The organism is Streptomyces sp. NPDC006655 (assembly GCF_040703965.1).
Lineage (GTDB): Bacteria > Actinomycetota > Actinomycetes > Streptomycetales > Streptomycetaceae > Streptomyces.
Window position 1 is genome coordinate 1 of sequence record NZ_JBEYJU010000003.1, and the last position, 14406, is coordinate 14406.

Sequence of the window (14406 nt, forward strand, 5' to 3'; positions counted from 1 at the left end):
TGCCGAACGCGCGGCGTACGACGTCGCCGACGCCATGCACGCTCCCCCAGCCTCCGGCCGGGGGACCCCCACTCGCCGCACCGGGCCCTGACCCAAGTACGTCCAGTACGTGGATCAGGGCCCGGCACGCCGAGAGCACGCACCTGACGCCGCGCGGCCGCCCTCCGGGCGACGACGGGAATTGTCAGACAGGCCCTAGTTGTCGCCCTCCCGCTCCGCGAGGAAGCGTTCGAACTCCAGGCCGATCTCGTCCGCCGAGGGGATCTCCACCGGCTCGGCGAGCATGTTGCCCCGGGTCTCGGCGCCCGCGGCCGCGTCGTACTGGTGCTCAAGGCCCTGCACGAGCGCGGTGAGCTCCTCGTCGCCCTCCTGGACCTGGCGTTCGATCTCCGTCTGGGTGCGGTGCGCGTCCGTGCGCAGGGCGTGGGCGATGCCCGGGAGCACCAGCCCGGTGGCACCGGTGACGGCCTCCAGGACGGTCAGGGCGGCGTCCGGGTAGGGCGAGCGGGCGATGTAGTGCGGGACGTGCGCGGCGACGCCGAGGACGTCGTGGCCGGCCTCCATGAGGCGGTATTCGAGCAGCGCCTCGGCGCTGCCGGGCACCTGGGCCTCGTCGAAGGGGCTGCGGTGGCCGGGGACGAGGTCGGTGCGGTTGCCGTGCGGGGTGAGACCCACCGGGCGGGTGTGCGGCACGCCCATCGGGATGCCGTGGAAGTTCACCGACAGGCGGACGCCGAGGCGCTCCACGATCTGCCGCACGGCCGCGGCGAAGCGCTCCCACTCGACGTCCGGCTCGGGGCCGGAGAGCAGCAGGAACGGCGCGCCCGTGGCGTCCTGGACCAGACGGACCTCGATGCCGGGCTCCTCGTACTCGGTCCAGCGGTCCCGCTTGAAGGTCAGCAGCGGGCGACGCGCCCGGTAGTCCACGAGCCGGTCGTGGTCGAAGCGGGCGACGACCTGGTGGGGCAGCGAGTCGAGGATCCGGTCGACGATCTGGTCGCCGGTCTCGCCCGCGTCGATGTATCCGTCGAAGTGGTAGAGCATGACCAGACCGGCCGACTCCTGGGCGAGCGCCATGTCGACGACGGCCAGGCCCTTCGGCTCCCATGCGTACAAACCCTGCGGATCAAGCACTGTGACCGCTCCTCCTCGTGTTCGTACGTGACAACGCACCGTACGACGCGGGCATTCCTGATCAGCCGGCCTCTCGTGGCCTTTTCACACCGGGGCAGCAGGGCAACTCCCGGGGACTGCCCGGAAGTTCCCGGGACGCACCGGTGGGACGCCTCGGAACACGCCGAAGGGCCCGCACCTCGAAAGGTGCGGGCCCTCGGTGAAGCGGCTAGGCCCTGGGGCCCGGCGTCAGCTCTGGCCGCCGGCCAGCTTCTCGCGGAGCGCGGCGAGCGCCTCGTCCGAAGCGAGCGCGCCGGAGGTGTCCGCACCCTCGGAGGAGTACGAACCGCCACCCGTGACCGGAGCGGCACCCGCGGCGTCGCCACCCTCGGCGGCGGCAGCGGCGTCGGCCTCGCGGCTCTTGATGACCTGCTGCTGGTGCTGCTCGAAGCGCTGCTGCGCCTCGGCGTACTGGTGCTCCCACGCCTCGCGCTGGGTCTCGTAGCCCTCGAGCCAGTCGTTGGTCTCGGGGTCGAAGCCCTCGGGGTAGATGTAGTTGCCCTGGTCGTCGTAGGACGCGGCCATGCCGTACAGGGTCGGGTCGAACTCGACCGTGGCCGGGTCGGCGCCGAAGGCCTCGTTGGCCTGCTTCAGCGAGAGGCTGATGCGGCGGCGCTCGAGGTCGATGTCGATGACCTTGACGAAGATCTCGTCGTTGACCTGGACGACCTGCTCCGGGATCTCCACGTGGCGCTCGGCCAGCTCGGAGATGTGGACCAGACCCTCGATGCCCTCGTCCACGCGGACGAACGCACCGAACGGAACCAGCTTCGTGACCTTGCCGGGCACGACCTGGCCGATCTGGTGGGTGCGGGCGAACTGCTGCCACGGGTCTTCCTGGGTCGCCTTCAGCGACAGGGAGACACGCTCGCGGTCCATGTCGACGTCGAGGACCTCGACGGTGACCTCCTGGCCGACCTCGACGACCTCGGACGGGTGGTCGATGTGCTTCCAGGACAGCTCGGAGACGTGGACCAGACCGTCGACGCCACCCAGGTCCACGAAGGCACCGAAGTTGACGATCGAGGAGACCACACCGGAACGGACCTGACCCTTCTGGAGGGTCGTGAGGAACGTCTGGCGGACCTCGGACTGGGTCTGCTCCAGCCAGGCACGGCGGGACAGGACCACGTTGTTGCGGTTCTTGTCCAGCTCGATGATCTTCGCCTCGAGCTCCTTGCCCACGTAGGGCTGGAGGTCGCGGACGCGGCGCATCTCGACCAGGGAGGCCGGGAGGAAGCCACGGAGGCCGATGTCGAGGATGAGACCACCCTTGACGACCTCGATGACGGTACCGGTGACGATGCCGTCCTCTTCCTTGATCTTCTCGATGGTGCCCCAGGCACGCTCGTACTGGGCGCGCTTCTTCGAGAGGATCAGGCGGCCTTCCTTGTCCTCCTTCTGGAGGACAAGGGCCTCGATCTCGTCACCGACGGCGACGACCTCGTTCGGGTCGACGTCGTGCTTGATCGAGAGCTCTCGGCTCGGGATGACACCTTCGGTCTTGTAACCGATGTCGAGCAGGACCTCGTCCCGGTCGACCTTCACGATGACGCCGTCGACGATGTCGCCGTCGTTGAAGTACTTGATCGTCTCGTCGATCGCGGCGAGGAAGGCTTCCTCGTTACCGATGTCGTTGACCGCTACCTGCGGGGTGGTGGCGGTGGTCTCGGTGCTGCTCGTCATGTGGGAAAGGGCTCCGGTACGGACATTGAAGTCGTAGGTACTGCTTACGCCGGGAGCCCGTTTCGCTCTGATGAAGACCGGACAGCCAAGGAAACGCCACACAAAACCGCTGGTGGCGCCTCGAAAACCGAGGGGACATACAACAGATGCGAGCGCAGCCTGCTACGTCTGAGGTGCGCAGGCTCGCAGCGCAACTTGTAGCATACGGGGGCAGCCGGACAGGGTCAATGCGCGAAGGCGCACACCCGGGGCGGATCGCCGCATACCCGGCACAAGAACCGTCCCGCGAGGCCACGCAGGTCCGGAAAACCTCTTCCGAGACGCCCCGCCGACGGGTTGCAGGGAAGAGTACGACGAGGGAGCCGATCATCCAAGAGCCCGATTCGTTCGACCTCGAACCGGAAGCCACCCGGCGGACCGCCGGGGCCGCCGAGAGCAGCAGGGCCAACCGGGGCTGGTGGGACCGCAACGCCGACGAGTACCAGATCGAGCACGGCACGTTCCTCGGCGACGACCGTTTCGTGTGGGGTCCCGAGGGCCTCGACGAGGTGGAGGCGGAGCTGCTCGGCCCGCCGGAGGAGCTGAAGGACAAGGACGTCCTGGAGATCGGCGCCGGCGCGGCCCAGTGCGCGCGCTGGCTGGCCGCCCAGGGTGCGCGGCCGGTCGCCCTGGACCTCTCGCACCGCCAGCTCCAGCACGCGCTGCGCATCGGCGGATCGTTTCCGCTCGTCTGCGCGGACGCCGGCGCGCTGCCCTTCGCGGACGCCTCCTTCGACCTGGCGTGCTCGGCGTACGGCGCGCTGCCCTTCGTCGCCGACCCGCGTCAGGTGCTGCGCGAGGTGCGCCGGGTGCTGCGCCCCGGCGGCCGCTTCGTCTTCTCGGTCACCCACCCGGTCCGCTGGGCGTTCCCGGACGAGCCGGGACCCGAGGGCCTCACGGTCGCGAGCTCCTACTTCGACCGCACCCCGTACGTCGAGCAGGACGAGGACGGCCGCGCGGTGTACGTCGAGCACCACCGCACGCTCGGCGACCGCGTCCGTGACATCGTCTCCGCGGGCTTCGCCCTCGTCGACCTGGTCGAGCCGGAGTGGCCGGCCTGGAACACCTCCGAATGGGGCGGCTGGTCCCCGCTGCGGGGCGGCCTCGTGCCGGGCACGGCGATCTTCGTGTGCGAGCGTGCGTGACCGAACCGTCCGCACCGTCCGCACAGCCGGCGCGCACGCGCGCGTGAAGGGCGTTCCCGGGGGCGTACGACACTAGGGGCGTGATCCGTTACGACGCTCTGGACGCGCTGCCCGTACGACAGGCCCTGCCCGGTCTGGACGACGCCCTGGCCGGGCACGGCACCGCCGTCCTGGTGGCGCCGCCCGGCACCGGCAAGACGACGCTGGTGCCGCTGGCGCTCGCCGGTCTGCTGGGCGAGGGACCGCCGCGGCGGGTGGTGGTGGCCGAACCGCGCCGGATCGCCGCCCGCGCGGCGGCCCGGCGGATGGCGTGGCTGCTGGGTGAGCAGGTCGGGCGGAGCGTCGGCTACACCGTGCGCGGCGAGCGGGTCGTCGGGCGCCGCGCGCGCGTGGAGGTCGCCACGACCGGTGTGCTTTTGCAGCGCCTGCAACGCGACCAGGAGTTGTCCGGGGTCGACGTCGTCGTCCTCGACGAGTGCCACGAACGGCATCTGGACGCCGACACGGTGGCGGCCTTCCTCTGGGACGTACGGGAGACGCTGCGGCCGGAGCTGCGCCTGGTGGCCGCTTCGGCGACCACGGACGCCGAGGGCTGGGCCCGGCTGCTGGGCGGCGCGCCGGTGGTCGAGGCGCGCGGCGTCTCGTACCCCGTGGACGTGGTGTGGGCGCCGCCGGTGCGGCCGGTGCGGCCACCGCACGGGATGCGGGTCGACCCGGCCCTGCTGACGCATGTGGCGTCGGTGGTGCGGCGGGCGCTGGCCGAGCGGGACGGGGACGTGCTGTGCTTCCTGCCGGGCGTGGGCGAGATCGCGCGCGTGGCGGGGCAGCTGGGCGATCTCGGGGACACCGAGGTGCTCCAGGTGCACGGCAGGGCGCCGGCCGCGGTGCAGGACGCGGTGCTGGCGCCCGGGGAGCGGCGTCGGGTGGTGCTGGCGACGGCGGTCGCCGAGTCCTCGCTGACCGTCCCCGGGGTACGGGTGGTCGTCGACTCGGGGCTCGCGCGGGAGCCGCGGGTCGACCACGCGCGCGGGCTGGGCGCGCTGGCGACGGTACGGGCGTCCCGGGCAGCCGGACGGCAGCGGGCGGGGCGGGCCGGGCGTGAGGCGCCGGGGGCGGTGTACCGCTGCTGGTCCGAGGCCGAGGACGCGCGTCTGACCGCCTTTCCGGCGCCGGAGATCAGGGTGGCCGACCTGACCGCGTTCGCCCTTCAGGCGGCCTGCTGGGGCGACCCCGAGGCCACCGGGCTGGCCCTGCTGGATCCGCCGCCGGGCGGGGCGATGGCGGCGGCGCGGGCCCTGCTGACGGCGATCGGGGCGGTGGACCCCGCCGGGCGGGCCACCGAGCGGGGGTCACGGTTGGCCCGGCTGGGTCTGCACCCCCGGCTGGGGCGGGCCCTGGTGGACGGCGCCGCGGCGATGGGGGCGGAGCCGGCCGCCGAGGTGGTCGCGCTGTTGAGCGAGGAGGTACCCCGGGAGTACGGGGACGACCTGGGGGCCGCCCTGCGGCGCGCGCGGCGCGGGGGCGACGCCTACGCCGGGAGGTGGCGCGCGGAGGTCCGGCGCCTCCGGGGCGCCTTCACCGAGCTCTCCGGTCCGGCGCGCTCCTCGTCACCGGAGGGCGAGGGCGAGACGGGGGGCGGTGCCCAGGTGGGGGGCGGGATGCGGACCGAGGACGGGGACGGGGCCGGGGCCGGGGCCGGCGCCAAGGACTGGGCCGAGGCCGATGCCGATGCCAGTGGTGGGGCTGGTGCCAGAGGCGGGGCCGGGGCCCGCGTCGGTGCCGGAGGTGGGGACGGGGCCGGGGAGGGTGGCTCTGGTGATCAGGCCGCCGGGCTCGTCGTCGCGCTGGCCTTTCCCGAGCGGATCGCCCGGGCCGACGGCGGCTCTCATCTCATGGCCTCCGGGACCCGTGCCGAGCTCCGCGAGGGATCACCGCTGCGGTCCGCGCCCTGGCTCGCCGTCGCCGTGGCCGACCGGCCCGTGGGGAAGGGGCACGCGCGCGTGCAGCTCGCGGCGACGGTGGACGAGGAGACCGCGCGCAGGGCGGCCGGCCCCCTGCTCGACACCCGGGACGAGGTCCGTTGGGCCGACGGGGACGTCGTCGCGCGGCGGGTCGCCGGGCTCGGGGCGATCGAGCTGGCGGTGCGGCCGCTGCGGGACGCCGACCCCGCCCTCGTGCGTGAGGCGCTGCTCGAAGGGCTGCGGCAGGAAGGGCTCGGCCTGTTGCGGTGGACGGCGGACGGCGTCGCGCTGCGGCAGCGGCTCGCGTTTCTCCGGCTGCGGGTCGGGGAGCCCTGGCCCGACGTCGGCGACGACGCGCTGCACGCGCGCGTGGCCGAATGGCTGGAACCGGAGCTGAGCAGGGCCCGGCGGCGGGCCGATCTCGGGCGTGTCGACGCCGGGGAGGCGCTGCGGCGGGTGCTGCCGTGGGCGAGCGGCGAGGCGGGGCGGCTGGACGAGCTGGCGCCGGAGCGGATCGTCGTACCCAGTGGGTCGCGGATCCGGGTCGATTACGGGAACCCGGAGCAGCCGGTGCTCGCGGTGAAGTTGCAGGAGATGTTCGGATTGCAGGAGTCGCCCGCCGTGGCAGGGGTGCCGGTGCTGGTGCATCTGCTGTCGCCGGCCGGGCGGCCCGCCGCCGTCACCGCCGACCTCGCCTCCTTCTGGCGGGACGGCTACAAGGGCGTACGGGCCGAACTGCGGGGGCGCTACCCGAAGCACCCCTGGCCCGAGGACCCCGCGGGCGCCGAACCCACCCGGCACACCAACGCGCGGCTCAGGCGCTGACCGGTTCGGGGACGTCGGCCGGCGCCGGCCGCGGGTCGGCGGGGCGGCGGCCGAGCGCCTCCAGGTACAGCGAGAGTGCGAGCAGCGCGACGCCGAGGGAGAGGAAGCCCCAGGGGAGGTAGGAGGTCAGCAGCAGGACGATGGTGCGGTTGTGCTTGACCAGGGCGACCGTGTGCTCGACGTAGTCCTCGCGCATCTTCACGTCACCGGCGAAGGCGGTCACCTCGGCGCGGCCGCCGAGCAGCGTGCCGCCGCGCAGTTCCTCCTGGTGGATCTCCTCGCCGTTGACGGGTGCGCCGGTGACGGGTTCCACCCAGAACTTGCGGACCGTGGTGTACCAGCGGGTGGTGCCGGTCCTGGCGACCGACTCGGGGGTGATGCCCTGCACCGGCATCTTCTTGGGCAGGGCGACCCGGGTCCACGGGATGGTCTGCTCGAAGTAGTAGACCTTGACGCCCCGGAAGGTCCGCGTGCCCTTGTAGTGGATGGGGTTGGTGGTGCGGGTCTGCGCGTCGAAGTACTCGTAGTCCCGTTTCTCGGTCAGGAACGGCCACTTGAACTCGATGCCGTCCCGCTTCACCGGGTCGCCGTCGACCATCTCGCCGGTGGCGTGGACGGGTTCCTGACTGTGGGAGTCGAAGATGTAGCGCTCGGGGATCTCGGAGACCATCTTGCCGTCGGGCCCCTGGACGTAGGACAGGCCGTCCCAGACGACGACGTCCCGCCCGGCCGTCTTCTCGATCCGCCGCGCGGCCGCCACGTCGCCCTTGAGGGTCTGCACGATGGTGACCCGCGGGACCTTCTTCGCCTTCATGGTGCCGTAGTCGAGGAGCGTGGCGTTCTTCGCCACCATGACCACGGCCTGGTACTGGTTCGCCGGGATCCTGGCCAGGCGCGGGAAGGCGTACCAGCGCAGCAGCGGGGACAGCGCCGCGAAGAACACGGCGCAGGCGAGCAGGACCAGACTGGCCGTGCGGCGCATCTCGGCCTCCCGGGGCGGCGGTTACGGGTGTGCAGGCACCGTCGTGAGCAGCGGCTTGGGGGACGTCTTTCCGGTCGGCGATCCCATGGCACTGACGGTCACCACCAGGACGACCGCGAGAACGAGGCCGGTCGCGGCGGCGATCAGGGCGCGCATGCGGGACCTCCCTGCGGACGGCTTCCTGATGGTTCGTCAGGTCCGGGCACGGTAGCAACGGGAGGACGAGATGAGAACACGTCGCACACGGCCGTACGACGGCGAGGGCGCCGGCCCGCGTCGGCGGGAGGGCGCCCTCGTGGTCGTACGGCCGGGTCGGCGGATCAGGGCGTGACGGAGACGGACGGACTCGCCGAAACCGAGGCGGAGGCCGACGCCGACGCCGACGCGGAGGCGGTCGGCGACGGGCTCGGTGAGGTGTCCGCCGCGGCCACCGTCAGTTCGACGGTGAGCGTCGCCCCGCCGGTGGTGGTGATGCGCAGCAGGAACGTGCCGGTGGTGTCGTCCGCGTACAGCTTGGGCAGCGTGAGCAGGCCCTTCGCGTCCGTCTGGAGGCCCGTGAGGGTGCGTACGGCGTTGCCGTCGGCGTCCTTGAAGTACGGGCCCTTGTCGGCGGTGCTCGGGTCGTCCGCGGACTTGATCAGCGTGGCGGTGGCGGCGACCTTGCCGGCGACGGCACCCTTGTAGGTGGCCTTCACCTGGACCTGGTCGGCGAACTCGGCGCCGGGGGTGCAGGTCAGTGCGGTGTCGCTGGTGCGGGCGAGGGTGTCCGCGGCACGCGCGGTGACGGTCGCGGCGTAGTCGACGCCCTTGACCGTACGGCCGACCACACTGGCGCGGATCGTGAAGTCGCCGGTCTTCTCGCCCGCCTGGAGCGCCGGCGCGACGGCCACGCCCTTGCTGTCGGTGACGACCGTGGCGGTGTCCTCGCCGCCGGTGAAGGTCGTGTCCGTGTCCCCGACGATGGTGAAGCGGACGCGCACCTTGGCGACGGTCCGGCCGACCTTGGTCTCCGCGCGCGTGCTGATCCTCTTGGCGAACGCCTCACCAGCCGTCGCGGTGAGTTTGGCGGTGCCCGCGTCCTCCAGGTGGTCCACGGAGTCGGTGGCCGTGGGCGGCAGGCTGGGGGGCGTGCTCGGCGTGCCCGGGGCGGGCTCGCCGGGGTGCGGCGTGGAGGTGCCCGGTGTGCTGGGTGTGCTGGGTGTGCTGGGCGTGCCAGGCGACGGGGAGGTGGTGGAGCCGCCCGAGCCGCCGGAGTGGGAGCCGGAACCCGAGCCGGAGCCGCTGCGGTGGGAGGGCACGGTGCCGGTGCCGTTCGGGACCGAGTGGGTGCCCTTGCGGTAGAACTCGTACCAGGAGAGGACCAGGTTCAGGTAGTCCTGCGAGTTGTTGTAGCTGAGGATCGCGCTGTTCATGTCGGCCTGGACGGACAGGTCCCAGCCGTTGCGGCACAGGTAGTGACCGGCGGCGAGCGCCGCGTCGTAGACGTTGTTCGGGTCCTTGACGCCGTCGCCGTTGCCGTCGCGGCCCGCCCACGCCCAGGTCGACGGGATGAACTGCATCGGGCCCACGGCCTGGTCGTACTGGCTGTTGCCGTCGTACTTGCCGCCGTCGGTGTCCTTGATGAGCGCGAAGCCGTTGCCGTCGAGCTCGGGGCCGAGGATCCGGTGCAGTGTGTTGCCCTCGGCGTCGACGTCACCGCCGCGGGCCTGCCCGGACTCCACCTTGCCGATGGCGGCGAGCAGTTGCCAGGGCAGGTTGCAGCCGGGCTTGGAGGCGCGCAGTTCCGCCTCGGCCTTCTGGTAGGCGTCGAGGACCGTGGCGGGTATGCCGGCCTCGGCCGCGCCTCGGGAGACGGCGGTGCCGATGCTCGACGAGGAGGCGGTCGGACTCGCGCTGGGGTTGGGGCTGTTCAGCGGCGGCAGGTCCGTGTAGTAAGGCGAGTTGCCGGTGGCACCGCCGGCCGCACCGCCTTCACCGGCAGCGGAGGTGCTGGCGCCGGCGTTGGCCTGTCTGCCCGTGTCCGCGTTCGTGACGCCGGGAGCCTGGGACGCGGACAGAGCCGCCACCGCCAACGCGGCCGCGGCGGTCGTCGCCGCCCCCTTGCGCAGCCGCCTGCCGAATTGCGCCGCCATAGTGGTGAGTTCCTCCCCTGGACGCCTTCTGGGCGCCCGTCTCCGTCTGTCTGCTCGCCCTGGTGTGACGATGGACCCGGTGCTGTGGTTGCCCCCGTTGCCCCTTTCGGGTTGTGAGATCGTGCACCCGGCGGTACGCGCCCCGGGCTGCGACCCAGGCGACCCTACGACAACTTGCTTTCCGCCGACACCCGGCGGTGCCCGGTTTTCACCAGTTGGCCATCCGCCGTCGAACGGCGGTGGTGTCCCGGATACTTGTCGTACGCGATCACTGTTCGGCGCTCCGGCCGACGACTGCTTTAGACGACTGATCCAGACGACTGATCCAGGGGGACCGGTGCCGTTCACTCTCAGCCACGCCGCCGCCGTGCTGCCCGCCGTGCGCGGTGACAGGACCGGCCGCGGGGGGCTGGTGCCGGCGGTGCTCGTCGCGGGATCGTTCGCCCCCGACCTCACCTTCTACGCGGCGAGCGCGGTGCCGGACGCGATGGCGTTCGGCGGGTTCACGCACTCCTTCACCGGAGTCCTCACCGTGGACGTGCTGTTCTCCTGGGCGCTGGTGGCCCTGTGGCTGCTGGTGCGGGAGCCGCTGGTGGCGCTCCTCCCCCGGGCTCGGCAGGGGCGGCTCTCGGTCCTGCTGCACTGCGGTGCGCCCCGCGCGCGTGCCGGGCTGCGGCTGACGGCCCGCTGGTACGTCTGCGCCGCGCTCGGCGGTCTCACCCATGTCGTCTGGGACGCGTTCACGCACCACGACCGCTGGGGCAGCCGGCTCGTCCCCGCGATCGGCCGGAACGTCGCGGGAATGCCGCTGTACACCCTGCTCCAGTACGGCAGTTCGGCGGTGGGGGCGGCCGTCCTCGTCGTGTTCCTGGTGCGCGCGGTACGGCGGGCGCCGGACGGGGAGCCGGTGGGGGTGCCGCAGCTGTCGCTACGGGACCGGTGGTGGGCCGGGACCGCGCTGGCGGGCTGCGCCCTGCTGGCGGCGGTGCAGCGGGCGACGCGGTGGTGGGAGTACTGGGGGTCCACGGCGAAGCCCTGGGAGCTGTTGCCGGCCGTGCTGTTCGGAGCGGGCGCGGGGCTGCTGCTGGGGGTGGTCGGATACGCCGTCGCCGTCAGGGTGTGGCGTCCGGTTCCGGTTGCCGCCGTGCGGCGGAGCCGGGCCGCCGTTCGGTGAGGGTGGCCACGAACACGGTCATGGTGCGGGGGCGGTGCGGGCCCGGGAGCGCGGTGAGGACCAGCGCGAGGTAGCCGCGGCCGAGGTCGAGCCACTGGCGCGGGCCGGGACGGGCGCGGAGCCGCCGGCGGAGACGGGTGACCGTGCGGCGCGCGGTGGCGGCGAGGTCGGCGGGGATGCGGGCGGAGCTGGCGCCGGCCGCCTGGGCCGGGGCCGACGGAACTGCCGTGACCTGCGCCGCGGCTGAGCGGGCCTGGGCCGGGGGCCTGCTCTGGGGCGTCCGGCGGTGAACCATGCGTATACCCATGGCCGCATCCTTGCCGGTGGCGATGGCGGGGGCGTTCTGACGGGGTCCAGGTGAGTGACGGGCTCCGCGGGCCCGGAGAGCCGGGGCGACGGCACTGGGCCCGCCGCCCCTTGGGCCGCCTCCTCGCGACCCGTCGCCCCTGGCCCGCGGCGCCGGCTGAGCGCCGGCCACCGCGGCGGCCCCGTGGGGACGGAACTCAGTGTGCTGCCGACTCCCAGTCCGGGCCGACGCCCACCGACACGTCCAGCGGGGCCCTGAGGCGGACCGCGTCGGTCATCTGGGCGCGCAGGAGGGACTCGACCTCGGCGCGCTCGCCGGGGGCGATCTCCAGAACGATTTCGTCGTGTACCTGGAGGAGCATGCGGGACCTCAGGTCCGCCTCGCGCAGAGCGCCGTCCACCCGGAGCATGGCGATCTTCACGATGTCCGCCGCCGTGCCCTGGATGGGCGCGTTGAGGGCCATCCGCTCTGCGGCCTCCCGGCGCTGGCGGTTGTCGCTGTTGAGGTCGGGGAGGTAGCGGCGGCGGCCGAACAGGGTCGCCGTGTAGCCGGTGGCCCGGGCCTCGTCGACCACACGGCGCAGGTAGTCGCGCACCCCGCCGAACCGCTCGAAGTACGTGTCCATCAGGGCCCTGGCCTCGCCCGCGTCGATGTTCAGCTGCTGGGAGAGGCCGAAGGCCGACAGACCGTACGCGAGGCCGTAGGACATCGCCTTGATCTTGCGGCGCATCTCCGCGTCGACGGCCGAGCGGTCGACGTCGAACACCTGGGAGGCGACCGTGTTGTGCAGGTCCTCCCCGGAGGTGAAGGCCTCGATCAGGCCCTCGTCCTCGGAGAGGTGGGCCATCACGCGCAGCTCGATCTGGCTGTAGTCGGCGGTCATGAGCGACTCGTAGCCCTCGCCGACAACGAAGCCGCGGCGGATCGCCCGGCCCTCGTCCGTTCGGACCGGGATGTTCTGGAGGTTCGGGTCCGTGGAGGAGAGCCGGCCGGTCGCGGCGACGGTCTGGTTGAAGGTGGTGTGGATACGGCCGTCGGCGGCGACGGTCTTGATCAGGCCCTCGACCGTGACCCGCAGCTTGGCCTGCTCTCGGTGCCGGAGCATGATCACCGGCAGTTCGTTCTCGGTCTGGCCGGCGAGCCAGGCGAGCGCGTCCGCGTCGGTGGTGTAGCCGGTCTTGGTCTTCTTCGTCTTCGGGAGCGCCAGCTCGCCGAAGAGGACCTCCTGGAGCTGCTTGGGCGAGCCCAGGTTGAACTCGTGCCCGGCGGCCGCGTGCGCCTCCTTCACGGCCTGCTGCACCGCGCCCGCGAACATCTGCTCCATCGCCTCCAGGTGCGGGCGGTCGGCCGCGATGCCGTGCCGCTCCATGCGGGCGAGGAGGATCGAGGTGGGCAGTTCCATGTCGCGCAGCAGGTCCGCGGCGCCGACCTCCTCCAGCAGGCCCTCGAAGGCCTCGCCGAGGTCGAGGATCGCGCGGGCCTGGATCATCAGAACCTCGGCCTCGGCACCGTCGTCCGCGCCGAAGGCCAGCTGACCGTCGGCCGCCGCGGCGGGGGCCAGCTCGCGGTGCAGGTACTCCAGGGACAGCGCGTCCAGGTCGAAGGAGCGACGGCCGGGCTTGACCAGGTACGCGGCGAGCGCGGTGTCCATGGTGACGCCTTCGATGCGCCAGCCGTGCTCGGCGAAGACCCGCATCGCCCCCTTGGCGTTGTGGAAGACCTTGGGCCTGCCGGCGTCGGCGAGCCAGGCCGCCCACGCGTTCTCGTCGGACTCGTCGAGCTGGGCGGGGTCGAACCAGGCGGCCGGGCCGTCTCCGGTGGCGAGGGCGACCTCGGCGACCGAGCCGGCGCCGAGGGCCCAGGCGTCGAGGGTGGCGACGCCCAGTGCGCCGGTGCCGTGCTCGGCGAGCCAGCCGGCGAGTTCGCCGGTGCCGAGGACGGTGGCGTCGACCTCCACGCCTGCCTCGGCGACCGGGGTGGACTCGGCCTGCTCGGCGCCGGGGTCGACGGCGTAGAGCCGCTCGCGCAGCGAGGGGTTGCGGATCTCCAGGGTGTCCAGGATCATCGCGACGCTCTTGCGGTCGTACGGCGCGCGCTCCAGGTCGGCGACCGACTTCGGCAGCTGCACGCCGCGCTCCAGCTCGGTGAGCCGGCGGTTCAGTTTGACCGACTCCAGGTGGTCGCGGAGGTTCTGACCGGCCTTGCCCTTGACCTCGTCGACGCGTTCGACCAGGTCGGCGAAGGAACCGAACTGGTTGATCCACTTCGCCGCGGTCTTCTCGCCGACGCCGGGGATGCCGGGCAGGTTGTCGGACGGGTCGCCGCGCAGCGCCGCGAAGTCGGGGTACTGGGCGGGCGTCAAGCCGTACTTCTCGAAAACCTTCTCCGGGGTGAACCGGGTCAGCTCGGAGACGCCCTTGGTGGGATAGAGGACCGTGGTGTGCTCGGTGACGAGCTGGAAGGAGTCGCGGTCGCCGGTGACGATGAGGACCTCGTAGCCCTCGGCCTCGGCCTGGGTGGCGAGGGTGGCGATGATGTCGTCGGCCTCGAAGCCCTCGACGGCGAAGCGCTGCGCGTGCATGGCGTCGAGCAGCTCGCCGATCAGCTCGACCTGGCCCTTGAACTCGTCCGGGGTCTTCGAGCGGTTCGCCTTGTACTCGGTGAACTCCGCCGAGCGCCAGGTCTTGCGGGAGACGTCGAACGCCACCGCGAAGTGCGTGGGCGCCTCGTCACGCAGGGTGTTGGCCAGCATCGACGCGAAGCCGTAGATCGCGTTCGTCGGCTGGCCCGTCGCGGTCGTGAAGTTCTCCGCGGGCAGCGCGAAGAACGCGCGGTACGCCAGCGAGTGCCCGTCCATGAGCATCAGCCGGGGACGGGTGCCGCCGGGGGTCTTGTCGGTCTTCTTCGATGCTGTCTCTGCCACGCCCCCGATCCTGCCACGCGCCACTGACAGCCGGGCACACCGTCGGTGCACCCACCGGC

The 14406-nt window shown here is 72.5% G+C and carries 10 protein-coding genes; 3 read left to right on the top strand and 7 right to left on the bottom strand.

Annotation, left to right across the window (positions count from 1 at the left end; genetic code table 11):
• Window positions 1–195: 195 nt before the first annotated feature.
• Window positions 196–1134 (bottom strand): PAC2 family protein, encoded by a 939-nt coding sequence (locus AB0958_RS02135; RefSeq protein WP_366888361.1) that lies wholly within the window; start codon window positions 1132–1134, stop codon window positions 196–198.
• Between the two features lie 228 nt (window positions 1135–1362).
• Window positions 1363–2859, bottom strand: a complete 1497-nt coding sequence (rpsA, locus tag AB0958_RS02140) for a 30S ribosomal protein S1 (RefSeq protein WP_366888362.1) — start codon at window positions 2857–2859, stop codon at window positions 1363–1365.
• A 227-nt stretch (window positions 2860–3086) separates the two neighbouring features.
• Between rpsA and AB0958_RS02145 the strand changes: the two genes are divergently transcribed.
• Both AB0958_RS02145 and AB0958_RS02150 read left to right on the top strand, forming a co-directional pair.
• Complete coding sequence (locus AB0958_RS02145) at window positions 3087–4043, top strand: class I SAM-dependent methyltransferase (RefSeq protein WP_366888363.1); 957 nt, start codon at window positions 3087–3089, stop codon at window positions 4041–4043.
• 80 nt (window positions 4044–4123) lie between these two features.
• On the top strand, window positions 4124–6829 hold the full coding sequence (locus tag AB0958_RS02150; protein WP_366888364.1) for an ATP-dependent helicase C-terminal domain-containing protein: 2706 nt from the start codon (window positions 4124–4126) through the stop codon (window positions 6827–6829).
• Here AB0958_RS02150 and AB0958_RS02155 read toward each other — a convergent pair.
• The 3 genes from AB0958_RS02155 to AB0958_RS02165 all read right to left on the bottom strand — a co-directional run bounded on the left by AB0958_RS02155 (window position 6819) and on the right by AB0958_RS02165 (window position 9943).
• Entirely contained in the window at window positions 6819–7811 is a 993-nt protein-coding gene (locus tag AB0958_RS02155; protein ID WP_366888365.1) for a DUF3068 domain-containing protein, read from the bottom strand. The genes AB0958_RS02150 and AB0958_RS02155 overlap by 11 nt on opposite strands.
• Before the next feature lie 21 nt (window positions 7812–7832).
• The gene (locus AB0958_RS02160; RefSeq protein WP_366888366.1) at window positions 7833–7967 is read right to left on the bottom strand and encodes an SPW_0924 family protein; all 135 of its coding nucleotides are present in this window, start codon (window positions 7965–7967) and stop codon (window positions 7833–7835) included.
• Between the two features lie 164 nt (window positions 7968–8131).
• Window positions 8132–9943 (bottom strand): lytic transglycosylase domain-containing protein, encoded by a 1812-nt coding sequence (locus AB0958_RS02165; protein ID WP_366888367.1) that lies wholly within the window; start codon window positions 9941–9943, stop codon window positions 8132–8134.
• Window positions 9944–10280: 337 nt separating this feature from the next.
• On the opposite strand from AB0958_RS02165, the gene AB0958_RS02170 reads away from it, so the two are divergent.
• The gene (locus AB0958_RS02170; RefSeq protein WP_366888368.1) at window positions 10281–11117 is read left to right on the top strand and encodes a DUF4184 family protein; all 837 of its coding nucleotides are present in this window, start codon (window positions 10281–10283) and stop codon (window positions 11115–11117) included.
• On the opposite strand, the gene AB0958_RS02175 is transcribed toward AB0958_RS02170, so the two are convergent.
• Window positions 11056–11424 (bottom strand): hypothetical protein, encoded by a 369-nt coding sequence (locus AB0958_RS02175; protein WP_366888369.1) that lies wholly within the window; start codon window positions 11422–11424, stop codon window positions 11056–11058. The two genes, AB0958_RS02170 and AB0958_RS02175, sit on opposite strands and share 62 nt — an antisense overlap.
• Window positions 11425–11620: 196 nt before the next feature.
• On the bottom strand, window positions 11621–14347 hold the full coding sequence (polA, locus tag AB0958_RS02180) for a DNA polymerase I (protein ID WP_366888370.1): 2727 nt from the start codon (window positions 14345–14347) through the stop codon (window positions 11621–11623).
• Between the last annotated feature and the right edge of the window lie 59 nt (window positions 14348–14406).